Below are 23,764 nucleotides of genomic sequence, written 5' to 3' on the forward strand. Positions count from 1 at the left end.
TCATTGACTATAAAGAAGTAGTACAAATACGCTCTTGAGTTCTCAAACCACCACCACACCAGCAGACCGTCCCGAACCTCAGGAGCGGAACCGCCGTGCTGAGCAGCGAGATGTAAACTTACACGTCCTTGCCGATCCACGCAAATCGACCTTCCGTAAACACCGTGCAAACCGTTGAAAAATAACGTATCTCCCGGCGTGTCGAAAACACGGGAAAATCGAGTGATGAGCACCATTTCACAGCACAATCCCGCTGGAAAAACCTCAACATACCTCGCGACAGGTCAACATCCGGGCGTGTCGCACACGAGACGAACGAATGACAGAAAGGTACAAGACAAACAGCGGGCAAAACATCCAGCGGGAACAGACACAACACGACTACGCCTGACACACATCCAGCAACGTCAATTCGTCCGACCAACTTACGCCTTGCCACACAACCTGCGAGCGACTCCGTCTACCAGCGCTTGCCACAGCGCTTGCCACCATTGCCGGGCCTGCCACCGGCGCCCCACGGCCCGCGCCCCTCGGCATGCAGCACACCCAGATGATGCTTCATGGCGACCAGCATGATGTGCGTATCTTCCAAGCCAAGATGTCGTTCGCTTTTGGATGCATCCAACGCGCCCTGACGTTTGGCATACGCATCCAACGTATTGTTGCCGTGCGGATGCTCATCATCGGGAATCGACCCCTCATCCCAACGACGGCTCATCGGCAATGTGTCGATGATCGTGATATTGCCGGCACGATAGCTTTCCGCATATCCGGCGACGTTCAGCATGAAAAAGCTATGCTCGAACCGGGCGTTATGCGCAACATATGGCTGCTGTTCGAGTCGTTGCAGCAATCCGATCTGAGCTTCGGGCCATTCGTCGAACAGACGAAAGTCCGCGCTGGCGCGATCGCGCACGTCAATACCGGTAAGGTCGAGAATCAGAGGATTGCCAAGCAGCGCATTCTGCGCGGGAACGCCGAAGGAAAGACGTGCTTGGCCATATGCATCGCCGGTCTCGTAATAATCCTGTTCGTAGCGGTAGCCCGCGGGCTCGCCGGCAGGACGAGGCGAGATCATGTTCATGAATTCGAATCCGGCATCGATGATGTACACGCGAGCCGGATCCGTACCCGTAGTTTCGATATCAATGCCCATCACCGTGTCGACGTCACGGCCGGGAAGGTAGGCGTCACGCCAATCCGACTTTTTGTAATCCGCCAAACGTCGGTCCTGCGCGGCTTCCGCCGAGTCAGCGGAACCACCAGCGGATCCGAGGGAGCCATAGTCGAACACCTTCGAGCCTCCCGGACTCGTCACCCCGCTCAAATTCGCGCGTGACATGGCGTAATCGCTGGCACGCTTCTGCTCACGTTCCGCGGCACGACGTTCGGCACGGCCATTGACGATCTGCGCGGTACGATCCTGAATATCGTTAAGATTCACGAGGCTTTCCGCTCCGGCAACAGACTGCAGCACGGGCACTATCACCCGCTCCCGCCGCTCTTCGGCAATCGTCCACAATCCCATCGCAACACCAATGCGCCGCAACACGGCAATTTCGTCGCACAACCTACGGTTCGCATAGGCGAGCGCGCGAGGCAAACGGTATGAAGCGATCAGACGGTCGAAATCCGTCATGAAGGTGGTATTGCATTGCGCGATGATGGATTCGAGCCGGTCACGGACCGCTAAATCCTTTTTCAGCAGATTATGCAACTGTTGGACGGATGGTACCGAATCCTGCATGGGATCCGTTTTCTCCGAGGTCGACGAAAACGTGGTATCCGCGGCATTCAGAACGGCGATCAGGTCGATGCCTTGGCTTTTGGCGGCTCCGATGCCGTGTTCCAAGTCGAGAGACATGACCCAATGCCAGTCGATGCGCTCATTGTCGGCGTTTTTCGGCATCGATGCCGACCATTGGCTGATGTCTTGTTTGGCTTCGGTAAGCCAGGAACGGCCCGTCTTTGCTTCGTTCATACTTTGCATGGTAGCCGAGAGGGGGCGCAGTACACGTCGGCGCGTACAAAAAAACCATGATGCTTCTCGGATAGCGCAATCTTAAGTTTTTTGAGATTCGAAAGGTTATCTTGGGTTCGTTTTATTTCGTTGATTTTCGGTAAGAGAAAGAACAATGCTACGAAAAACGATTATGTTCACCAAGCATTCGTCGTCAGGATACGATCATGCGCGTTGCAGACGGAGCACGACGTCGCGTACGAAATCATTCCATCGCAACGCGAACGCCGATATTGTCGATAATGCTGCGAAATGCAAACATGGTTACGCTCATACGTGCGTCTGCCGTGGGGAGTGTGATGCGTGCGCGCGTTGCACTGGTTATGCGCATGGTGGTATGACGAAAAAATGACGGTATGACAAAAAGGGAGAGGCCTGTGGGCCTCTCCCCCTGCAGGATATTCCGCGGATTGCGCAACGATAGGATTCCGTGACAATCGGATTCCGCAGCGTTTTTCGCCGCGCATGTATGCGATTTGCGGCGTGCGCTCCTGGTTTACAGTTCGAATCCGAATTCGGCGGCGGCTTCGGTGGGAACCGGATCGTCGCACCAGAAATCCTCAAGATTCTCGTTGGTGGCGAGGCTGCGGATTTCCGCCTTGTCGATATACAGTTCGCCGCTCAGATGGTCGGTTTCGTGCTGGAAGATGCGGGCCGGCCAGCCGTGCAGATGTTCCTCATGCTGTTTGCCATCTTCATCCTGCCAGCGGGCGGTGATGTCGAGCCAGCGCTTGCGTACCGCCTGATAGCCGTCGAAGCTCAGGCAGCCTTCGTAGAAGCTGCGGGTTTCGGTGCCGATCGGCTCATAGCTGGGGTTGATGATGACGTGGAATGGGAATTCGGCCGCTTCGCGCGGGTCATCGTCATCGTCGTCGCGCACATGGTCTTCCACCACGGCAAGCGCCAGTCCGAGGCCGATCTGGGTTGCGGCGAGACCTACGCCCGGCGCTTCGATCATGGTGACGCGCATGGTTTCGATGAGCTTGTCAAGTGTCTTGCGGCTCAGTTGGCCTTCGTAGGCTGCGGTCTGCTGGCGCAGTACCGGTTCACCTGCCTGCACGATGGGAAGCAGCTGTTCCTTGCCGCCGGTTTTGATGAGTTTTTCGACCTCGCGGTTGAGCTCGAGGTTGACTTTCGAGTTACGTCCAAACATGGGGTTCCTTCGCGGATTGGTTCGGGATTTTGGATTGCCAAATACTGTGTATCGGCGGTGTGATTACAAGGCGAGTTCTTCGGCCACGACTTTGGCGAGACGGTCGCAGACCTCGTCGGCCTGCTGCTGGGTTTCCGCTTCAGCCATGACGCGCACGAGCGGTTCGGTGCCGGAGGGACGCAAGAGCACGCGGCCGGTGTCGCCGAGCATTTTCTCTTCGCGTTCGACGGCCGCCTGCACTTTGGCGTTGGTTTTGGCTGCGAGCTTGTCGACGTTTGGCACATTGATGAGGGTTTGCGGCAGTTGCGGGAAGTCGGATGCGAGTTCTTTGAGACTCTTGCCGGAGTTGACCACTTCGTTGCACAAGGTCAGTGCGGTGAGTGTACCGTCGCCGGTGGTGGCGAATTCGCGGTTGATCACGTGGCCGGACTGTTCGCCGCCGAGCGAATAGTCGCCGCGCAGCATTTCCTCAAGCACGTAACGGTCGCCCACGCCGGTTTGCACGGTTTTGATGCCCATGGAACGCAGGGCGAGCTTCAGGCCGAGGTTGCTCATCACGGTTACCACGAGGGTGTCGTGGTTGAGTTTGCCCGCGTTTTTCTTGGCACGTGCAAGAATGCCCATGATCTGATCGCCGTTGACCATATTGCCTTCGCCGTCTACGGCAAGGCAACGGTCGGCGTCACCGTCGAATGCCACGCCCAAGTCGACTCCGGAGGCTTTGACCATGGCCTGCAGCTGTTCGGGGTGTGTGGATCCGGCGTTCTTGTTGATGTTGTAGCCGTCTGGCGAAGCGTTGATCACGATCACGTCGGCTCCTGCGCGGCGCAACGCTTCCGGCGCGACCACGGAGGTGGCGCCGTTGGCGCAGTCAGCCACGACTTTCAAGCCTTTCAACGGTGTCGGCTGGGACTTGTCAGGCCCGATGGGGGCGATTGTGGATACCAGATGGTCGATATACAGGTTGGTTGCGGTTGCCGTGTCGTGGCTGATACGTCCCACGCCTGCACCGGTCGGGCGTTCCCAATCCTGGCCGAGCACGTTTTCGATTTCGTCTTCTTTGGTGTCAGGCAGTTTGAATCCGCCGCGTGCGAAGAATTTGATGCCGTTGTCGGGCATGGGGTTATGGGATGCGGAAATCACGGCACCCATTTCCACGTTCAGCACGGAAGTCAGGTATGCGACACCCGGAGTTGGAATAATGCCCGCGTCGATCACGTCGAATCCACCTGCGGACATGCCTGCGGACAGTGCCGCTGCAAGAAAATCGCCGGAAACGCGAGTATCGCGGCCGACCAGTGCACGGCGACGACCGTCGAATTCGCTTTTGTCTCCATCATCGCCAAGCACGCGCACCGCAGCATCGCCCAAATCCAACGCAAGCTGTGCGGTCAAAGCCCTATTCGCCAATCCTCGAACACCGTCTGTTCCGAACATACGTGGCATGAGTCTCAAGTCCTCGCTATCTCAAGTTATATTGCCGTGCACCATCGTACTCAACGGGTTCACCATTCAACGAAACAGTCGAGAGCATGTTGCGATACCTGCATACTGCGGTACGTAATGTTGCGCAAACCGCAGTATGCAACGGCGCGGGCTTTTCCGCAATCTCACGTTTTCGCAATATCGCGTTATTCGCGCAATACCGCATTCGACAGTTGCGCCACGAACAGGCCTTGGTCTCGAGTGACGATTTGGGCGCGACCGGGCGCCGCCTTCTTCGGTTTGACTTTGCCGATCAGCTGGCCTTCGTTCGAATCTCCGGACAGCAGAATGCCGGTCATGCCGAGATCATGGAACGTCTGCAATACCGGATCGTACATGGCTCGGCTCGCACCGCCGGTTCTGCGGGCCACCACCACATGCAATCCCAGATCGGAGGCCTGCGCCAAATATGGCACCAACGCACGCAGCGGGTTGCCTCGGCTGGTGGAGACCAAATCGTAATCGTCGACCAGCACGTAAACTTCCGAACCCGTCCACCAGGAACGGTCGCGCAACTGTTCGGCAGTCACGTCCTGGCCCGGAATGCGGGTTTTCAGGAATTCCGCAAGCGCGTCGAGACTTTCCGTAGCCTGTTCGTCATTGGTCAGGTACGCTCCAAAATGCGACTGCGGAATCTGCGCAAGATTCGCACGACGATAATCCAACATGAAAATTTTTGCTTTTCCATCCGGATAGCTTCGTACGATTTCGTTGATTATCACGCGAAGGAATGTAGATTTCCCCGAACCGGCGTCACCGAATAGGTAACAGTGCGGTTCGGTGTTGAAGTCGAACACCACTGGAGACAGTGCGTTCTCGTCGATACCGACCACCATGTTGCCTTTGGCGAGCTGGTTGGATGCCTTTTGACGCATGACGGAAGCCATCATCGCCTCGTACGGCAGGTTTTCGGGCAGCAACCGCAGCTTCGGACCATGCGGATGGCCTTGCCATGCGGAACGTACTTTGGCGATGAGATCGTTGATGCCGTCGGACACCGTCGCCGCATCATGCCCGCCATCGATGCGGGGCAGCGCTGCGAGCGTATGCAGTTTGTTGGCGCTCAGGCCACGGCCAGGCGCGCCCTTGGGCACGGTGTCGGCAACGTGGCGGTCGATTTGCGAATCGCTCGGATCGCCCAAACGCAGTTCGAGCTTGGTGCCGATAAGGTCGCTGATATTGGCACGGATTTCCATCCAACGGTTCGCGCTGAACAACACGTGCACGCCGAAGGTGAGACCACGGGCAACGATCTGCTGGACTTTGGTTTCCAATTCGTCATAGTCGCCGCGGAATACGCCCCAACCGTCGATGACGAGGAACACGTCGCCATATCCGTCGTCGACCTTGCCTTCGGCGCGACGGCGACGATACGCGTCCATGCCGTCGATGCGCTGTTCTTTGAAGAATCGTTCGCGCGCGTCGATGATGCCGCTGACTTCGGCAAGCGTACGACGGACTTTTTCATCCTCATTGCCTGCCGCGATGCCGCTGACATGTTCCAATCCATCCATGGAGGAGAACGCGCCGCCACCGCAGTCGATCACATAGAACTGCACTTCGAGCGGCGAATGCGTGAGCGCCAACGATGCGACGATGGAACGCAACATCATGCTTTTACCGCTCAACGGGCCGCCCACCACTGCCACATGGCCTCCCGCACCGGCAAGATTGAGGGCCATGACGTCTCGCCTCTGCTCGCGTGGCTTGTCTTCCAACGCGCATGGTACGACAAGCGCTCCGGCATTGCGCCACCTTGGCGAAATCAAGCCATACTCCTTGGTGACGGTCAGGTCCGGCATGAAATCGTCGAGCGAATTCGGCGTGACCAGCGGAGGCAGCCACACCACGTGCGCGGGATTGCCTTTGCCTCGCATCTGTTCCACCGCATACTGGAAGGTGGTGGTTTCGCCGTCCAACCCCTTCGGCACGCCCGACACGTAAGACGCGCGGAAGCGGGTGATGGTGCCGTCAGGCGATTTCAGATAGCCGATGCCAGGCAGGCTTGGCAGATCGTACGCGCCCGTAATGCCCAGCACGGCACGGGATTCGGTTGCGGAGAACGTTTTCAGACCGATACGGTATGACAGGTGCTCGTCAAGACCACGCAGCTTGCCTTGTTCCAAACGCTGCGATGCGATGAGCAGATGTATGCCCAGCGAACGGCCGACCGCGCCAATGCGAACGAACGATTGCACGATCTCGGGTTTCGCCTTCAACAGTTCGGAGAATTCGTCGACCACGACCAATAGTGACGGCAACGGTTTAAGATCGCTACGCCCGCCGTTGACACGCATCTCCTCATATTCGGTGATGTTGGCAAGGTTGCCCGCATCTCGCAGCAGCTCCTGACGTCGGTTGACTTCGCCATCCAGCGCGTCTTCCATACGGTCGACGAGCGACGCTTCCTTGCCGAGATTCGTAATGATGGATGAAATGTGAGGCATGCCGTCCATACCTGCGAAAGTGGCGCCGCCTTTGAAGTCGATGAGTACGAAATTCAACTGGTCCGGGGAATGGCTCAACGCCAACGACAGTACCAGGGTTCGCAGCACTTCGGATTTACCCGAACCGGTGGCGCCGACGAGCACGCCATGCGGGCCCATGCCATGCTGGCCCATCTCTTTGATGTCAAGGAACGCGGTACTGGTGTCGTCGAATAGGCCGATCGGCACGCGCAAACGCTCCTTGCCCACACGATATGCCCACAGTTTCGCCAGATCGATATGACGAATATCGCTGATGCCAAGCAGATCAGGCAATTCGGGGGATTTCTTGCGATTGACGGATTGTGAGGAATCGTCTCCGGTTTCGTTAACATGCACGCTCTTCAAGCGTTTCGCTATGCAGAGCGCCTCTTCCACAGTCAATTCGTCCGGTTGGATTTCCACAGGCTTGAGTGCCGTGGAAAACACTTCAACCATATTGATGTCGCGCTTTTCGAGAACGTTCAGTCCTTCCTCAACCACGGTCTGCGAATACAGCACACGAAGCACGTCATCTTCCTCGAGCTCCCCCCAATCATTCGGCATGTCGAACACGGTCACTCCACCGAGGCCGTCTTCAGCGAACAATCGGGACTCTCGAGACAATACAGTCCGGTCGAATCCATCATTGATCACCAAAACATGAGGAGCAATCTCATTATCTCCGGTACGCCTGTTGCGGTTCAGCACTTCCTCGCCTATCAGCGCATCAACTTCGCGCACGTTGCTCGTCAGCATAAATCCATGACCGTTATACGTGCCTTCCAAGTATTTCTCGTTCAGCACACGGTTATGAGGCAGCAACCGTACCCATTCCCACTGCCCCATGCGATCAGCGGATGCCAGTACGAGCACTCTGCAGCATTCAGCCGGATGCCAAACCGCCGCTTGACAGATCATGGCTCTTGCGAGCGCCTGCGTCTGGCTTTCGTCTCCAAGCAATTCCACACGCTTGTATTTCCTCAGGTCAATGCCGTAAGGCATATTGTGCAACGTTTTATGTGCAAGCATGAAACGATGCGCCGCCGATGCCGAAACCGGGTCGAGCTGCGCGAGTGGAGGCAATTCAGGTGATTCAAGCTGCAGGCACAATGGCACACTATGCGTGCCGCAACGTAATATCATGAAATCGTCGTCTGCGGGAACACGTTCCCAGCAACGTTCCGGTTCCTGGGCGATCGCCGTCAACGAGGATGGGGATGGAGCGTTCCACAATGCGGCATTGCGTTGTTTCCTTCCCGCGGTGCGCACGGTTTTGCGTATGCCAGCCAAATAAGTGAGATATTCACGTCTTGCCGCCGTGAGGTTCGCCATGCGTTGCGAACGTTGGCGGAAGCCGTTGACCGCCACGAATCCCAATGACGACACCATGAACATGCCGCCGGTAAGCATGCCGGTGAGTCCCGAATTGGTCATCAGCATCATGACCATGGCGCTGGCGGTGCCCAACAATGGCACCAACGATGTGAGCAGCGTGTTGACACCGTCGCTGGGTTCAAGCTCGGGTGGTGCCTGCAATACGATTTTTCCTTTTGGAGGTTTGGGACCTTCGAGCCTGCTGTTTTGTTGTTCCGCAGTAATAGCCATCAACGCCTCCTGCTTTTCGATGTGATGATGCTGCAGCCCATGTCTCCCAGTCCGATGCGGGATCCGACATGCATACGCGTTCGGACGTTCGGTTCAAGTTCCGTCTCTTCGCCGCTTTCGTCAAGCACTCGCGTACCGTTGGTGCTCGCTAAGTCAGTGATCCAGATTTGGTCGTCCACCAATTCGATCCGAGCATGGTTTCGTGAGACCGTACCAGTATGGTCAGGCACAGCCAACGCGATGTCCCCTGTCTGCTGCGGGGCTGGCTTGCGCCCGAGAATCAATGAAGAAGGCACGCTGAGAGTTCGCTTGGAGCCATCTTCAAAGAAGAGAAAGGTTTGGGGTTTCTCAGGAGGTGTCACTGGCACCGAGGCCGTCTGTTGTTCAACCGTTGTCCGAACCGGATACATCGGCTTTTCCGAAGGCATGGGTACAGGAGAAACCTGTTTTGCCGTTGGCATGGGAACCGGTTTGGACACGTCCGCCACTGTTTTGGGAAGAGGCACGGGAGGAGTGGGCTGCATCCGAGGCATGGGAACCGGAGGAATTTGCCTCGATACGACCGGTTGTTCCTCCAACGCCTCAACACGTTGATGAATATCGACGCATCCCAAAGATGCCAGTCTGTCTGCCCATCCCTGATGCAAATCATCCTTGGCGAACAACGGTGAGCAAATCACCGCAATCAGACCTATGACCAACGCAAGCGTGGATCCGATAAGCACACAATACTTCACAAGAATCCGGCCCATTCCGGCGGGCAAAGTTCCCGCCGTGACGTCACGCATGCCTTCCACGCGAACCGTACGCAAACCGAACATCATATTCCCCGGAGTCAGACCGCGCGAACCTTCTCCAATAGCCAGCACCGCAACCGATTCGAGCATCACCAGGAACGTGACGGGAATATTATGTCCGAGCAAAGCCGCAATCACGCCGCAAAGCAATACGAAACCGCAATCGACGAATGCGGCCGCACATTGTTTTCCGGCTCCTGCCGGACGACATCTCATTACGGAATTCGAATCCGACATCACAATCCCCTTATGTACTGCAACGCGCCAGCTGCGAAGAAAGCCGCCACAGGCGTGACCATCATGGACAGGAAGCACAACGCATCGCCGGCGCGAGACAATACAAGCGAATGAAAACCGCCTTTTTGCACAGGAATGGCATATACCAGCAGAACGCCAATCAGGCCAATCGCGCATACGCCGAACAGCCTCATGTTTTCGGTTGTCATGAAGCCCCAGGCCCTCACGCAGGCCATAGCCATCACCATCACCGCAGACAAACGCATGCAGTACCGTTCGAAAGGTCTGCCCGACCGGCGCGGCTTAAGGGTGAGAAAGAGAAACAGGGCCGCGGTAAGCACGAGAAAGCCGACAGCATCATACATCCGATGGAAATCGCAGAATGCGACCAATGCCGCGTACGGCAATACCAGCAGCGCCAAGCAAAGCACGAAACCGGTCGCGTATCGGGCCTGAAACGTCTGCATATCTTCACGAATATCAACTTGGGTCAATACACGGGCCTCTTCGGGAATGCCACCGCGCACCGTCCAACGACGTGTCATGTAGGCACGCCATTGCACAAGATAACGGTCCGGCACATGCACCACGATGTTCGGCAGCATTTGCAGACAGCATATGGCAGCGGCAAGCACCAAACCGGCAAGCAGCCGTACGTCCAACGAACACATCAGCGTTCCCGTACTGGCGAGCAGCAACAGCAACGATACGGCAAAGCATGCGGATATCACGCCATTAAGCACCGGCTGATCAATGCAAACCGTCATTAACGACATATTGAGGCATACGCAAGAAGAAGATAGGAAAACCGCCGCCGCGATCGGCTGAGCGCAAGGTTCAACGCAGCTCGCCGCCACACCGGCACACACCGACAGCAGCACAGCGCAAGCCATGGCAACCAGCGCAACGGTTTGCTCGTGTGAGCGTATGCTCACCACGCATAACCGATCACAAAACAGCATCAGCAATATGAGGCTTGCCACAAGCAGCACAGGCAATCCTCGCATCCGCTCGTCGCCACCGGGAAGCAACACGCTTTCGGACAGCACCGTAACGGCAATACCAGCAAAAAGCACTGCGCAGACGAGCGATACAATGCATATCGCCTGTAAGTCAGCTGGCTTGGTTTCTTTGTGCCGCATATTGGCTTTCCCACTCACGCAGACGAGTCATTCCTTTATCGAGCGCAACACGAGCCTGGGCCGCTTCATTATCTTCGTCGTCCGCATCCTCCACGCTATCTCGCACATAACTCATATTCTGCGCGAGGTAACCACGTACTTCACGCGCTTCCGGAGACTTGTCAATGCCAGCAAGGATGTCTTCCTCACAGGTTTTCCCCATGTCGATACGCTGCTGCAATACTTGCCAAGCGCGCCCACATTCACCTTTACGCCGCTTATTTTCAAGTTCTTTCGTTTTTTCGGCTATTTTTTCATCTATTTGAACTTTCTCTTTTTCGAATTTCGCCCGCTGCTTGTCAAGCCGGGCAGACAGTGAATCCATTTGGTTCATGAAAGCTTCGAATTCCGCTGATGTCATTCCACTTCTCTTTTCTTCGCACATAAAATTGTCGTACCGAGGTCATCGTCCGTTTCGCAATGCAAGTCATAACGATGCGGTTGGAAGGACATGACGATTATCTTCCATCGGACGATCCACCGGATGCCCCGGCAAACGCTACGTCATTCGACGTACTGCCAGTTCCACCGTTCGACGTGCCTCCGCCAAAAACGCTCAGCATGCCCTCTGTTTTTACGGAAAGCCGTTGCATAACCATGAGGCATACACACAATCCGTTAAGGGCTTCATACAGATTGTTAAGATATTCCACGATATCGGATGCCCATTGAATCGCCTGGGTGACTTCCGCAGCGACAGTGACCGTAGCGAGCACCGGACCGGCTCCAGGAATAATCAGCTCACCCGCAATAAGCTTCAACAGCGAAATGATTTCACTCAACGTGTCGAATATCAGATTCAATGTTTTTTCCGCATTGTCCGCCAAAGCGTTCAACGCCTGGGCCATTTCCGAACATGGCTCCGGAGCTTCCACAAGCGCGTCGGCCACCGCCTCATTGCGAACAACATATATGTCCGCGGCCTGCCCAGACCACACTGTCTCGTCGAGACTATTGGAAATTTCCAATAACGCCGTCTGCACTTCAGGCAGTGTTTCAGCCAGCGACTGCCATTTTCCCGCAGTATCGCGAAGCTCATCCCAATCGCCGAAGAATGGTTTCCTGACCCACTCATCTATAGGACTGACACCAAACAATGCCTTGCAAATGAAGTCAACACCTGAGATGGCAATGCGAAGCGTAGTAATCTTGCTATCCAGCGTTTTCGCCAAATCATGCGCACTTTGACGAGTCAAATCCCCTTCCAAAGATTCTGTGAACCTTTTTGACGCATCCTCGAACTTCTGGCTTTTCCTTCCGATGTCTTTCTTATCAAATCCTGTTTTTTCCAGGATTCTCCCAACCACTTTGTCGGCTGACGTGTAGCCAAATTTCTGCCCGGAAAGGAGGGCTGAGGCAGCCTTTCCCACTTTCCTACTGTCATAGGCCTCGCCGACTTTTTGATAAAACTTCAAGTCGCGTTTAATGTCGCTTAAATCGTCTGGAACATCGATGGTAATCGGGCCGAAATGCAAGTCGTTGGCAGAGCCATCATCTTCTTTTGCAGCCATACTCTTCCCCTTGTGTATAGTTTGAATGTGATATTTACCCGGTTACGGCCGGATATGCTTTGCACAGCATCCTGTTTTATTGAATCGTCGTGCGTTCAGGTAGCTGAATGGTTTCTCTGTCTTCGTACAAGGCACGAAGCTCATCCGCCGTTCTTCCCAGAGGATCTTTAGCTGCGATGCTTTGCCAGGCTTCATCCTCGGCTTGCTTACGCATGGCTTCCCTTGCCGCTTCGGAATCTCCGACGCGGACGGCGACATCGTAATCGCCGTCATTGTCGTAGTCGAGGGCAACGTACCGCGAATCTTCATCCTCATATACGCTGAAACGGGCATTCGCGCCTGAATCGGAGTTCATGGACACGTCATCCACGCCATCGTTGTCCGCATCCAGATCAAACGAAGCGGATCCTGTTTTGCTTGCATCAGAAGGCATCGGAATGGTGGAATTGTCACGCTTTGTCAGAATAACGGAACCATCCGCCCCAATCACGGCATGCGTATTGCCATCAATGAGATTCAGAGAGTAGTCGTCTTTGGCGTTTCCATCCACATCCAATCCAATCGTGGTTGGTCTTGTTGGAAGTGGAACCTCATTGAAAATCGGATAAGTGTTCGATTCCGCCGCATCACGCGCACCATCAGATGTTGTTTTTTTCTGATCATGGCCGAATTCTTGCGATCCCGACGCCATTGCACCAGAACCTGTCGCAGATGATGCCGGACTTCCTGCCGCTTCGGAACCATCGTCGGATCGACCATTAAACTGATCCACTGGCTGATATTGCTTGCTTTGCAAGGAATCAGCTCTTGAGCCACCACCATTGCCAAAGCTGCCGCCATAGCCGGAATTGCTGCCTATTCCGCCATTTCCCTCGGACCGTGCGTTATGAGGATCCGAGGAATCCAACTTGTCATCCACCTGCTGAAGCAGTTGCAGAATCTTCTTCAGCGCTTCAAGTATCTCCTCTTCAGTGGTGGTGGAATCTTCTACGGTCCCCTGTATGGCCGAAGCAATCAATTTCAGCATTGCTTCAACGTTGGCCAAGTATTCTTGCGTAGACTGCTTCGCCGCTTCATACGCCGGTTCCAGGCATTTGAGAATCAGCCCGAAATTCGGGGTTCCCGCAGACACAAACTGCGCTTTTGCCATAGCGAACTGTTGTGCGGCCTGTTCATAGTTTTTCGCCGACGTTTCCAGATCGGACGGGTCAACGCATATGCATGAGGAAGACACTGCCTTCGCTCCTTTCCTGTTCAACAAGAGAACGTTTTGTTCAACGACGTGCGGTCATGCGCATAGCGCATTCCGCCCATGCCTCATTCACCGGGACGCCTGCGGTGACCTGCCATGGCCGCCAACGGCTTGGGCTGGAATTCTTCTTCCTCTTCAATGGTCGGAGCAATGTAGCCCAAGGAGTTGCGTCTCTTATCCTTGCTCTGAGACGCACCGCCACGCCCCATACCCATCATTCCCGGAGTGTTTGCACGAGATGACGCCGCAGCTTCGGCACGCGCAATTTCTCCCTTGCGCAATCCCGCAGCCATACCGGTTGCACCTTTGATCGACGAGGATGCAATGGACGCCTTGACCGGATTGTTCGCATAATACGAACCGACGCCGGAGCCAGAAACCGCTGCCATGGAAGCTTCAGACAGTGCTCCGGAACTTGAACCAGCTCCACCTGCGAGCTTGGATACGGCTAACGCTCCACCGGCACCGATGCCAGCGCCAGCGCCAGCCGCCACCGCAGTACGCCCGATTCCGGAACCCGATCCCGCAGAGCCTCCGGACATGCCGCCATGGGCGGAACCGGAACCGTTATAGCTCATATCGCTATCCACGGCCATGTGGTTCCGATACACGTAGCGGCCTGTCGCCGGATCGTATACGTATAGGTTACGGTCAAGCCAACGTCCGCTTGCCGGATCATACACGTATTTGCTTGTGTCGATCCATTCACCGGTGTTCGGGTCAAACACCCGACCATTATGGCTATTGTTATTGTCACCGCCCGTATCGGCAGCGTCCGTAGGGTTGTTACGTGGAGGAAGAGGCGGCGTAGGGCTCACGTTGGGCCGGGAGATTGAGGCCGAACCTGATTTGGGGGTATTGGAGAATTTCGATGATGCGACAGCCGCACCGCCAGCGGCCGCGAGACCAGCGCCACCTGCTACGGCAGCTGAGATTCCAGTGTCGCCAAACGAGGTGGGATACACACCATCGTTTTCCGAAGAATTGTTTTCACCATCCTGTGCTGGCCACAGGCCGTTGATATCGACAACGGGAGCAGACGGTAAATCATTTCTAGGACACTTCTGCTTACATTCTGACTTAATTCGCTGGTATTCCTTCTTTGCAGTCTCCTCTCGTTTATCGGCAAGCATGTTTGAGATCAGGCTGACGCCGGCATTTCCAATTATCCCGGTTAATGTTCCTAATCCGGGAACGACAATATTCAATGGCGTTTCAGCCGCTTTAATAGCTTGTTCAATATCACTGGTCAACCTAGTGCCGGGCAGCTCCACATTCCTCGCATCGTCGATCGCCTGATTGTATGCGTCAACAGTCTTAAATAGTTTACGCAAGGCTGTTGGTATGTCCACATCCTCAATACCTTCGGAAATTCCTTGAGCGCATTCCAAAGCTACCTTTTGGGTTTCGCCCCCAAAAACATAACCTTCTTCAAGTTCCTTTTTCATGGTTTTGAGTTTCGCGGCGGCATCATCTATGACTCGTTCAAACCGTTTGAAATCGTCAAATTCCTCAATAGACCACTTGGCGGTATTGGCGATATCTGACAGTTTTTCCTCATATGTTTCCATAAATCTTCCTCTCGTGTCTTCTTACCCGCTATCGTTTATTGCCTAGGCGGCAATGGCGGTTGAGGAACGTGCTGACCGACCTGCCCGTTCCCAGCCTGCGTTGGAGGGTACGCGTATCCGGCCGGCGCACCGGCGTTCGGATACGAGCCAGCGACGGGAGCGGACCGCGCCGCGGGACCGCCATACGATGGCGCCACACCATACGGGACCGGCGGAACACCGGCCCCACCGACGGTTCCAACCGGCACGGCACGGCCCGCATCCCTCGCCCTCCGCATCCTGCGGACCAGCACCGCCGCCAGCACCACGCCAGCCAACACCAGCACACCGGCACCCGCCAGCACCACGGGAACCACCCACGACGGCACCACGGACGAACCCGAAGCATCCGACGCCATATCCCCGGCGACCTTCCCATCCTCCTCATCGGCCGTGGCCGTCGAGGAATACTTCATGCAATCGCTCCCGCCGTCCGCACGGCACGACTCCACCTTCTCCCACGCGGCCTGCTGACGCTGCAGCTCACGACCCACCAAGGACGCCTCGACCGTAACCGAAATCCTCTCCCCGTTCGGAGAGAACACGTCGGTATCCGCTACTCCATTCCTCCCCAATGGGGATGGATACTCGTACATGCCCTTGGTCTCCTCATGCTCCCCGCTGGTCTTCACGGCCCATTCCAGGAGCGGGTTCACATCCGGGTACCGGGTCGGATCGACCGACAGCAACTTGCCTGGATCCACGATCCCGAAACCACGCTTGTGTTCCGGATCCAGTTTCGGCCCGCCCGACGCGTTGCCCTTCGTGTTGCGAATCAGGGACTGCAGGATCTGGTTGCCCGTCGCATCCGGCCACCGCTGCATCACGAGCGCGAGATACGCGCTCAGATTCGCCGCCGCGGTCGACGTGCCGCCGCCAGTCAAATCCATCTCACGCGAATCCGTGCTCCGGTAGGACGGCACGCCCACGCCCGGACTCAGCACCGAAACGTTCCCGTCCATCACATCCGACGACTCCTGCAGATTCCCCGCCGAATCCACCGCGTTCACCGTCACCACACCGGGGAAATAATCAGTCGTGCCCGGAGCGCCCACCAGATCATATAGGCCAGCCCAAGAGCCATTGGACCTACCTGAGACCATCACCACGCCATGGCGCAGCGCATACAACATATAGTCTCGGAAAATAGCATCACTGACATCCCCATACCCGAACGACATATTGATGATCCTCGCGCCGGAATCAACCGCATCACGAACACTCGGACCTATTGTCTGCACAGTGGATTCGTTATTCTGAGTTCTGCAGGCAAGAGGCATATTAAGCTCTCCCAGATTGCCCTTTGAGTCCGCGTCCAGCATATAGGCAATCACGGAAGCCCTAGAAGCGATGCCTTGGATACCGGAACCACCATCCCAGCCGCTACCGTTACCCGCAATCAGCGACACCATGTGAGTGCCATGCGTCATCATGTATCCACTGGACGAAAGGACCGTTGGATCATCCGTGGAAACCGGCTCGGAGGAAACGGAACCATCACCGGTTTCCAGATAGCAGGGCTGGCCGCCCTCGGTCACCAGCTTGTACGACACGTCCGCGCCCGCCAGCGCGGGATAGTCGGACACAATCTGATTATCAAGCACGGCGACCTTCACGCCCTTGCCGGTGATACCCGACGCCCATGCGTCGCGCACGCCCATACCATCGACACGCCAATCCACACCATCCGAAGCCACCGCCGACGGCACACACAACCCCACACAAGCCAACACCGCCGCCAACGCCGACACCACGCCGCGCACCTTTCGCACATGCGATGCACACAAATCTCGCGTCATCAATAACCCCTTCTCGTATGGAAATAACAAACGCAACACGTCACTTAATCAGCAAATTCAAAGAGTCTTCGGCGGTAGCGGAGGAATCGAAAGCACATTCACCACACTATCCACTAATGACAGCAGCGGCTCAAACGCCTCATCGCTCTCGTTCTTCTTAGAAGTCTCGTGTATGTCGGATGCTTTACCCTTTGTTTTTCCAACAACAGGTGCAGCCTCCTGAACTGTTACCTCAGCCTTATCGATAGAAGCCACCTGCTGTTCTTCGGCCTGTTCAAATATTTTCGCAGCGCTGCAAACGCGCTGCGAGAAACTACTCATGGCTTCGCCTATATTCGCTCCAGTTCCCTGTAGCAGCTGGGTATACGCGGAAGCGCTCCTCATGAATTCCTTGCCAAAAGCAGTATCGCGGCTATACGCTTCCTGGCCGCAACGCCCTGCAGATTCAGAAACCGACTCGCCATATGAATCCATGTCATTCGCTATCGCACGCGCATTGTCAACATCCGCTTTGATCTCAACTACCATACCCGATCCGCTCCTCGTCAACACCCATATTCCCAACCGGAAAGATTCCGTGTGCGCCCCACACCTTTCGTGGAACACACACGGAATCGCACGACATCAGAAACGACCCGCCGAACGCGCGTCAGACTCCACGTACTGCTGTGCGATCTGTGAGGTGGCTTGGGAAATCTGGCCAAGAATCTGATTCATTTCCTGCAACTTGCCATCCCAATTGCGTTGCGCCTGATGATATGCCTCACGAGCGGAACCGTCCCACTGACCAATCAAAGCGCTCACCTGGCTATTGAGGTTTTCAAGCTCCTGAGCAATGCTCTTGGCATCGGCAGCGATATCGCTCGCCAAAACATCCACCTGCTCCGGACGAACCGAAAAAGAACTTACCATAATATGTTTTCTCCTTGAGCTTTCTAGTTCAATTCGATGATGTCAGCCAAGCAACGCCTGCAACTTGGACGTACGGGACTGGTTGTCTTCCTCATTCGCAGCCTGATCCTTGGCTGTACCCCGTAGGTTATCCGAAAGATCAATGAGAATATTGTTCAAGGACGTGGCCTTCTCCTGCCAACTGGACATCAGCGCGTTGAACGACACGGCCGCGTCACCACTCCAGAAAGAGCCCAGCTCCGCCATCTTCGCTTCGATATCTTTGATTCGGTTCTCGATACCCGAGCGCGCATTGTCGACCGCAGTGGCACCCTTTTCAATTGCCCCTTCTTCGGCTCTGATCTGTTCCGCCATCTTGTTTCCTTCCTTGGAGGCATTCTTTCTTAGGGAAGCCACAATGAGACACGACTCCCCCAAGGAATAACAATAACAGCAATAACAAATTCAGTAAAATTTAAGTTCATTAAGTATCCAAAACCCGAGATGAACTCACGTCAATCGTTTGACGTTAACTTAAAAGTCACTTGGGCATAGCAATTTTACTGAAAATTAAGCAATTTTTTCAGAAACAAATGACAATCACTGCAAAAATGCAATCATTTTTCTCAATGCCTTATAGTTGTATTGTTTATAGACACGATACAGCGCCTTACGGCATTCTCTAAGGAAGAGCATGAACATCTCCCCGCCACCGCTCCCGCACGGAAGACAAAATACCCCATCTTCACCCCCCATCAATACGACAGATACACTCCAAATCACCGTCTCCTATAAAACGCGCACAATCGCGCTGCGGGTGAACGACGGCCCCATCATCGCCGATCTTCTACCAGACATAGCCCGACGACTCGGCATACTCGATCCGTCGATCGTGTACGGAGGGTACAGGCTGCTCACCAGCGACGGCGATCCACTCTCCCCCGCAAAGACTCTTCGCGAACAACACGTTCCAAACCACTCCACGCTCACGCTTGAGCCCGGAGCATCATCAGACACCGACATCATTTACGATGACGTCGTAGAGGCAGTAGGCGCCAGCGTACAGCACGTATACCGCCCTTGGACCAGCGACCACACCACATTCACGTCACTTGTCATCGGCCTCGGCATGCTTGTTATCAGCGCCGGATGGATCGCGCTTTTCCCCGCATCCATATGGGCATCGGTTCTCGCATTTGGATTCAGCGCAATACTTCTAGCGCTCACAGCCGCATTATGCGGCAAAAACCTGCTCGTGCAATCAACCGCAATCGGACTCATCGCCAGCATTTTTACTGCGATTGGCGGATATCAACTCGTCAACCTGCTCGCAGGCAAACAGCCACTGCATGCCCTGCCACTTCTTGGAGCGAGCCTGGGACTCGCCGCCGCAGGCATACTCATGAGTCTCGCCGCATCCAAAACACGCCCATACAGTTATATTCCCATTTTGATAGGTGCCATCTGCGCCATACCAAGCGTCCTCAGCACACTCATGCCGCAGCAGATGGGGCATATCTGGATCCTCACATCAGCCGTAACCGCACTCACCGCGAGCGCCCTGCCTTGGATGTGTCTGTCTTTTGCAAGAATCAGCGTAGACAGTCCGCATAGCGAATCGGAAATCTTCGCGCTTCCTAACGACATTGACTACCAAGACATCAAACGTAGATATATAGCAGGCTCGACCATGCTCTTCATCGGACGAATCTGCGTCGCCGCGCTGCTGCTCATAGCGGCACCGCTCCTCAACACGTTGGACACGCCACTCGGGTCAGCATTATGCCTCGCCGCATTCCTCGGCATGCTGCTCGATTCCAGGCAGATCTATACGTTCCGCGAAATGTGCGTAACCGTAGGCGCCGCAGGCATAGGAATCATCGTGACCGGATCGCTCAGCGTGCAAACGCATCAGGAATTCAGCATTCCGCTGATTCTACTCATGCTCGCATGCGCCTTCGCGACCATACTGTTCACCTATGTCTTACGCAAGCATACGCTATTCGCCACACGCGTGGCGGACGCCGCAGAAACCATATGCATCATGCTTATTTTGCCGCTCGCATACCTGGCAATCACGCTGTAAGGACGCTCATGGCCAACAAGAAAGACCTTGCCGAAGCTCAAAGCTACTCGCGCCGCAGACTTGTCACCGCTTTCAGCAGCGGCATTCCAGACGGCGTGGAACTCACTCCGAAGAAAAACCAGTCTCCCGTAATAGTGGGTGTAGGGCTTACCGTCATAGCAATACTTGTCAGCCTTTTCTACGGCATGGTAAGTCCATCATTGCCAGACGGTTGGGAGAACAACAAGCTCATCGTCGCAAAAAACTCAGCGGCACGATATGTCAGTTCAAATGGAACGTTGCACCCCGTCATCAATGCCATCAGCGCACGACTGCTCATTCCGTCATCCGACTTCAAAGTGCTCACGGTAGCCGACGACCAGCTCAAAAACATTCCCATCGGTTCCACCATAGGCATCCTCGGCGCGCCAGATTCGCTACCGGAAGAAAACAATCTCATCGCAGGATCCATCAATAGCTGCGTCTCCGACAGCAACATCACAACCACGCTCAGCAACGCTTCGTCTCAAGTCACAGACACGGCAACGGCAATTGTCGCCAATGTGGACGGCATCAGCTACCTCGTCAACGGAAGTCACCGATACCAGCTTCCTCAGGAAGCAACCTTACGAGACGCGTTCCTCAGAGCATTCGGCATTCCCGAAACCGCTTCCACCGACGCAACCGCACAATGGATCAACCTGTTCGAGCAAGGAAGCCCGATCGAACAAATCTCGGTGGACGGAGCAGGCAACAGCATTACCGTCCACGGCGTTGAAGCGCTGGTCGGCAGCGTAGTCATGCAGCAAGGCGATGCCAAGAAAACCAAATATGTGGTTCGTTCCGATGGATCGCTTTCCCCACTCACCGATTTTACCTACGGCCTGTACATCACGGGAAAAACGGATGAATTCACACAGCCGAACGTTCTCAGCGCGGCCGACTTCCAATTCTTCTCAAACTCCACCGAATCCGCAATTCCGGAAGATTGGCCCTCCGAAGAGCTATCGGCAACATCCGGAAACGTCTCCGCGTGCGCAATCTACAATTTGGAAACGGCAGGAAGGAAAAAAGCCGACACTCATGTAAATTTAGCAGTCAAACAAAACAACCCAGCACATAGCGGCACATCCAAAACAAACCCGTCAAGCAATACCAGTTCAACAGTGAAGCTCAAAGGCGGCACCGGAGCATTACTGCAGGCCTCCATCGGCACATCCGACAAAGGCTACATTTTCGCCGTGGATTCCACAGGAACCGCGTATCCTATTGCGAATGCCAACAAAGAAACCCTCAAACGGCTTGGATACGCCAAAAACGACGTGCAAGCCATTCCCCGCGCATGGATAGACCTATTTAGCCAAGGCGTCGAACTATCAGCCCAAGCAGCAGGATCCGCTCCAGGAAGCAACCAATCCAGCGCATCGCAAACAAACGATGGCGGCAATGCGTCGTCATCAACCGCCGATACGACCACTGACGCAGCCACTAACGCAACGGATGATCCTGAAACAGGCGCCGCATCGGCAGACGCGCAAGCACAATGCCAAGCCGGCGTCGAAAACTACATCAATGACGCTCCCTGGACCAACACGCTCTTCGACTTCGAAACACTGCACCGTCAATCCACGGGCAAAGGCGTAACCGTGGCGGTAATCGACTCCGGGGTAGATGCGGATAATCCACATTTGGCAAACGCCGTAACACCTGGGGTAAGTCATATTTCAGGAGACGCCACCAACGGCATGACCGACATATACTCCCACGGAACCATCATCGCAGGAATCATCGCGGCGCGTGCAGTAGACGGGTCGTCCGTAGAAGGATTCGCCCCAGACGCGACCATACTGCCGATCCGCATATTCGAATCACTCCACGAAGAAAACGGAAAGCAAACCGGCGGACCAAGCATGGAAGACGTCAGCAAAGCGGTAATCGAAGCCGTGGACCACCATGCGCAAATCATCAATATTTCATTAAGCGACATCACCGATCTTCCTCAAATGAGGCGAGCCGTGGATTACGCAGAATCACATGGCAGTCTCATCATCTCCAGCGCAGGAAACCGGCTCACGTCAGCCAGCACCAAGGACGGACGACGATTCCCCGCAGCCTACAGCCAAGTCGTAGGAGTCACCGCCGTGGATACGGATTTGAATATCACCGACGATTCCGTCCACGGCACCCAAGTGGACATCGCGGCCCCCGGCGCATACGTTGCCTCAACCGTCCCCGGCGGCGTGGACTGCCTTTACGCCACCGACGCAGCCTCAACAAGCTTCGCGACCGCATATGTAAGCGGCGCGGCAGCCCTCATCGCCTCACAATATCCGAATGAAACACCCGCACAATGGCGGCAACGACTGCTCGTTTCAGCGAATCGACCAAATTCCGACCAGCGAGACAACAACATTGGATGGGGACTGGTGGACCCACAAACCGCGCTGAACATAGCGCTTTCCGACAGTCTTCGAGGCCCGACTTCAACAGGTGGCATGCACGCCCAGAATAATGCCGAAACGTCCATGAAACCGCTTGTATTGCACAAAATCCAAGATCCTGATACGAATTTCAAACGATTCGTGGAAGCTGCCAGTATCGCCGTGTCTTGCGCGTATATGGTGGCATGGCTTGTACGGACCGCGCGAAAGACCGCGCGAAAGAACACTTCGCAAAGTATATCAACAAATGAGCATAGTTTTAACTAGAATAATTAGATATTTTCAGATAGTCATTTGAAATTAATGCCGATCTGAACACTTATTCATAGAGAAACGAACGGCATCCGCCTTATGCAGTCCCTCGCGAAGTAATCACTCGCCCATAGGAAAAGAAGATCATATTAGCGTCCCATGGCGCTGACGCCCATTCAGCTCGTTTTGCCACCGTACGACAGTCCGCCGGAATACACCCACATGCCGTAGTGTGCGGCACGCGGATCGTTCTCCAACGGAAACCGCGGGTCGCACTGGTCCGGCCAGACGATGTCGCCCATGCAGGGTGCCGGGATTTCCCGCTGCAGCTGCTCGTAGTAGACGCGGTAGGCGCGGAACAGCTCCAGCTCCGTGTACGGCTCCAAGGCGCAGTGCATGGCGACATGCGGTTCGCGGCCCGCTTGCAGCATTCGGTTGATCCACGCGTACAGGTACCCCTTGTAGACGAAGAATCCCGGCTTGTGGGGGAACGTGTTCATCAGGTCGAGCATACGTTTCGAACATGAACCGTTACGCAGGTCGGCGTATGGCGTCCATGCCAGCTCGCCGACGCTGCATGCGGCGTATTGGAACAGGTTCAGGTCAACGGTCAACGGGAACGGGGCCCTTACGGCGACCCCTCTTAGACCGAATCGTGAAATCATCGGATCCACCGATCGGAAACGATACCGTCCCCCATCGGCGAACTCGTCATAGTACAGAGGCTCGCTGTCCAGAACGACGCCATCCCAGCCGTCGCGATGATGGGCGGAACGACAGTAGCAGTGTTTTTCGTACAGTCCACCGGTCCAGCCGCGTATCGGCTCGTTCCAGCCGCCCATGCACATGTAGACCAGCCATCTAGGCAGGGGATAATAGGAGCCCGTCGAGCCGACATCCTCCACCCAGCCACGCTCCTCAAGCGAATACGGGTCGTCCACCTGACGCCAGCCGAAAAAACCGTCTCGTTCCGATACCAGAGACATATTTGGCTCCC

18 protein-coding genes are annotated in these 23,764 nt (G+C 55.4%); 2 read left to right on the forward strand and 16 right to left on the reverse strand.

The window, feature by feature from the left end; genetic code table 11:
* The 15 genes from KSY55_RS07275 to KSY55_RS07345 form a co-directional block, all read right to left on the reverse strand.
* Nucleotides 1–236: hypothetical protein (locus tag KSY55_RS07275; RefSeq protein WP_217749650.1), on the reverse strand; the 236-nt coding region annotated here is incomplete at its 3' end.
* Between the two features lie 224 nt (nucleotides 237–460).
* Nucleotides 461–1,990 (reverse strand): DNA polymerase III subunit epsilon, encoded by a 1,530-nt coding sequence (locus KSY55_RS07280; protein WP_117502139.1) that lies wholly within the window; start codon nucleotides 1,988–1,990, stop codon nucleotides 461–463.
* A gap of 526 nt (nucleotides 1,991–2,516) precedes the next feature.
* Nucleotides 2,517–3,173: a peptide deformylase gene (locus tag KSY55_RS07285; RefSeq protein ID WP_217749651.1), complete on the reverse strand. Its 657-nt coding sequence runs from the start codon at nucleotides 3,171–3,173 to the stop codon at nucleotides 2,517–2,519.
* 63 nt (nucleotides 3,174–3,236) lie between these two features.
* Nucleotides 3,237–4,619: a phosphoglucosamine mutase gene (gene glmM, locus KSY55_RS07290; RefSeq protein ID WP_217749652.1), complete on the reverse strand. Its 1,383-nt coding sequence runs from the start codon at nucleotides 4,617–4,619 to the stop codon at nucleotides 3,237–3,239.
* A 185-nt stretch (nucleotides 4,620–4,804) separates the two neighbouring features.
* Nucleotides 4,805–8,731, reverse strand: coding sequence for a type VII secretion protein EccCb (eccCb, locus tag KSY55_RS07295; RefSeq protein WP_254881887.1), 3,927 nt, complete (start codon nucleotides 8,729–8,731; stop codon nucleotides 4,805–4,807).
* Nucleotides 8,731–9,765 (reverse strand): FHA domain-containing protein, encoded by a 1,035-nt coding sequence (locus tag KSY55_RS07300; RefSeq protein ID WP_171843161.1) that lies wholly within the window; start codon nucleotides 9,763–9,765, stop codon nucleotides 8,731–8,733. Before KSY55_RS07300 ends, eccCb begins: the two co-directional genes overlap by 1 nt.
* Nucleotides 9,765–10,907 carry a hypothetical protein gene (locus KSY55_RS07305; protein WP_065437333.1) on the reverse strand — a complete coding sequence of 381 codons (1,143 nt, stop codon included), beginning with the start codon at nucleotides 10,905–10,907 and terminating at the stop codon, nucleotides 9,765–9,767. Before KSY55_RS07305 ends, KSY55_RS07300 begins: the two co-directional genes overlap by 1 nt.
* A complete protein-coding gene (locus tag KSY55_RS07310) occupies nucleotides 10,879–11,331 on the reverse strand; it encodes a hypothetical protein (protein ID WP_226557125.1) in 453 nt (150 codons plus the stop codon). Before KSY55_RS07310 ends, KSY55_RS07305 begins: the two co-directional genes overlap by 29 nt.
* Nucleotides 11,332–11,404: 73 nt before the next feature.
* The gene (locus KSY55_RS07315) at nucleotides 11,405–12,457 is read right to left on the reverse strand and encodes a hypothetical protein (protein ID WP_065437334.1); all 1,053 of its coding nucleotides are present in this window, start codon (nucleotides 12,455–12,457) and stop codon (nucleotides 11,405–11,407) included.
* A gap of 76 nt (nucleotides 12,458–12,533) precedes the next feature.
* Nucleotides 12,534–13,607, reverse strand: a complete 1,074-nt coding sequence (locus KSY55_RS07320; protein ID WP_134862825.1) for a hypothetical protein — start codon at nucleotides 13,605–13,607, stop codon at nucleotides 12,534–12,536.
* 167 nt (nucleotides 13,608–13,774) lie between these two features.
* Entirely contained in the window at nucleotides 13,775–15,280 is a 1,506-nt protein-coding gene (locus KSY55_RS07325; protein WP_117675755.1) for a hypothetical protein, read from the reverse strand.
* Between the two features lie 35 nt (nucleotides 15,281–15,315).
* Nucleotides 15,316–17,118 (reverse strand): S8 family serine peptidase, encoded by a 1,803-nt coding sequence (locus KSY55_RS07330; RefSeq protein WP_144140039.1) that lies wholly within the window; start codon nucleotides 17,116–17,118, stop codon nucleotides 15,316–15,318.
* A gap of 57 nt (nucleotides 17,119–17,175) precedes the next feature.
* Entirely contained in the window at nucleotides 17,176–17,646 is a 471-nt protein-coding gene (locus tag KSY55_RS07335; protein WP_022245614.1) for a hypothetical protein, read from the reverse strand.
* A 96-nt stretch (nucleotides 17,647–17,742) separates the two neighbouring features.
* Nucleotides 17,743–18,030, reverse strand: a complete 288-nt coding sequence (locus KSY55_RS07340; protein WP_004221394.1) for a WXG100 family type VII secretion target — start codon at nucleotides 18,028–18,030, stop codon at nucleotides 17,743–17,745.
* A 42-nt stretch (nucleotides 18,031–18,072) separates the two neighbouring features.
* Nucleotides 18,073–18,384: a WXG100 family type VII secretion target gene (locus KSY55_RS07345; RefSeq protein ID WP_022245615.1), complete on the reverse strand. Its 312-nt coding sequence runs from the start codon at nucleotides 18,382–18,384 to the stop codon at nucleotides 18,073–18,075.
* A 403-nt stretch (nucleotides 18,385–18,787) separates the two neighbouring features.
* Here KSY55_RS07345 and KSY55_RS07350 point away from each other — a divergent pair, with 403 nt between their 5' ends.
* Together KSY55_RS07350 and eccB are read left to right on the forward strand one after the other, a co-directional pair.
* The gene (locus tag KSY55_RS07350) at nucleotides 18,788–20,095 is read left to right on the forward strand and encodes a type VII secretion protein (protein ID WP_333491234.1); all 1,308 of its coding nucleotides are present in this window, start codon (nucleotides 18,788–18,790) and stop codon (nucleotides 20,093–20,095) included.
* A gap of 8 nt (nucleotides 20,096–20,103) precedes the next feature.
* Nucleotides 20,104–22,782: a type VII secretion protein EccB gene (eccB, locus tag KSY55_RS07355; protein ID WP_217749653.1), complete on the forward strand. Its 2,679-nt coding sequence runs from the start codon at nucleotides 20,104–20,106 to the stop codon at nucleotides 22,780–22,782.
* Between the two features lie 161 nt (nucleotides 22,783–22,943).
* Here eccB and KSY55_RS07360 read toward each other — a convergent pair whose 3' ends face one another.
* Nucleotides 22,944–23,753 carry a hypothetical protein gene (locus KSY55_RS07360; protein ID WP_004221377.1) on the reverse strand — a complete coding sequence of 270 codons (810 nt, stop codon included), beginning with the start codon at nucleotides 23,751–23,753 and terminating at the stop codon, nucleotides 22,944–22,946.
* Nucleotides 23,754–23,764: the final 11 nt, after the last annotated feature.

Source organism: Bifidobacterium sp. MSK.13.1 (assembly GCF_019131435.1).
GTDB classification, from domain to species: Bacteria; Actinomycetota; Actinomycetes; order Actinomycetales; family Bifidobacteriaceae; genus Bifidobacterium; species Bifidobacterium pseudocatenulatum.

Excerpts from the sequence above, each read along its gene's own strand:
- KSY55_RS07345 (WP_022245615.1), bottom strand. The coding sequence starts at position 18,384 with ATGGCGGAACAGATCAGAGCCGAAGAAGGGGCAATTGAAAAGGGTGCC.
- eccB (WP_217749653.1), top strand. The coding sequence starts at position 20,104 with ATGGCCAACAAGAAAGACCTTGCCGAAGCTCAAAGCTACTCGCGCCGC.
- KSY55_RS07330 (WP_144140039.1), bottom strand. The coding sequence starts at position 17,118 with ATGACGCGAGATTTGTGTGCATCGCATGTGCGAAAGGTGCGCGGCGTG.
- KSY55_RS07360 (WP_004221377.1), bottom strand. The coding sequence starts at position 23,753 with ATGTCTCTGGTATCGGAACGAGACGGTTTTTTCGGCTGGCGTCAGGTG.
- KSY55_RS07310 (WP_226557125.1), bottom strand. The coding sequence starts at position 11,331 with ATGTGCGAAGAAAAGAGAAGTGGAATGACATCAGCGGAATTCGAAGCT.
- KSY55_RS07280 (WP_117502139.1), bottom strand. The coding sequence starts at position 1,990 with ATGCAAAGTATGAACGAAGCAAAGACGGGCCGTTCCTGGCTTACCGAA.
- KSY55_RS07300 (WP_171843161.1), bottom strand. The coding sequence starts at position 9,765 with ATGTCGGATTCGAATTCCGTAATGAGATGTCGTCCGGCAGGAGCCGGA.
- KSY55_RS07325 (WP_117675755.1), bottom strand. The coding sequence starts at position 15,280 with ATGGAAACATATGAGGAAAAACTGTCAGATATCGCCAATACCGCCAAG.
- KSY55_RS07335 (WP_022245614.1), bottom strand. The coding sequence starts at position 17,646 with ATGGTAGTTGAGATCAAAGCGGATGTTGACAATGCGCGTGCGATAGCG.
- KSY55_RS07340 (WP_004221394.1), bottom strand. The coding sequence starts at position 18,030 with ATGGTAAGTTCTTTTTCGGTTCGTCCGGAGCAGGTGGATGTTTTGGCG.
- KSY55_RS07305 (WP_065437333.1), bottom strand. The coding sequence starts at position 10,907 with ATGCGGCACAAAGAAACCAAGCCAGCTGACTTACAGGCGATATGCATT.
- KSY55_RS07320 (WP_134862825.1), bottom strand. The coding sequence starts at position 13,607 with ATGGCAAAAGCGCAGTTTGTGTCTGCGGGAACCCCGAATTTCGGGCTG.
- KSY55_RS07285 (WP_217749651.1), bottom strand. The coding sequence starts at position 3,173 with ATGTTTGGACGTAACTCGAAAGTCAACCTCGAGCTCAACCGCGAGGTC.
- eccCb (WP_254881887.1), bottom strand. The coding sequence starts at position 8,731 with ATGGCTATTACTGCGGAACAACAAAACAGCAGGCTCGAAGGTCCCAAA.
- KSY55_RS07315 (WP_065437334.1), bottom strand. The coding sequence starts at position 12,457 with ATGGCTGCAAAAGAAGATGATGGCTCTGCCAACGACTTGCATTTCGGC.
- glmM (WP_217749652.1), bottom strand. The coding sequence starts at position 4,619 with ATGCCACGTATGTTCGGAACAGACGGTGTTCGAGGATTGGCGAATAGG.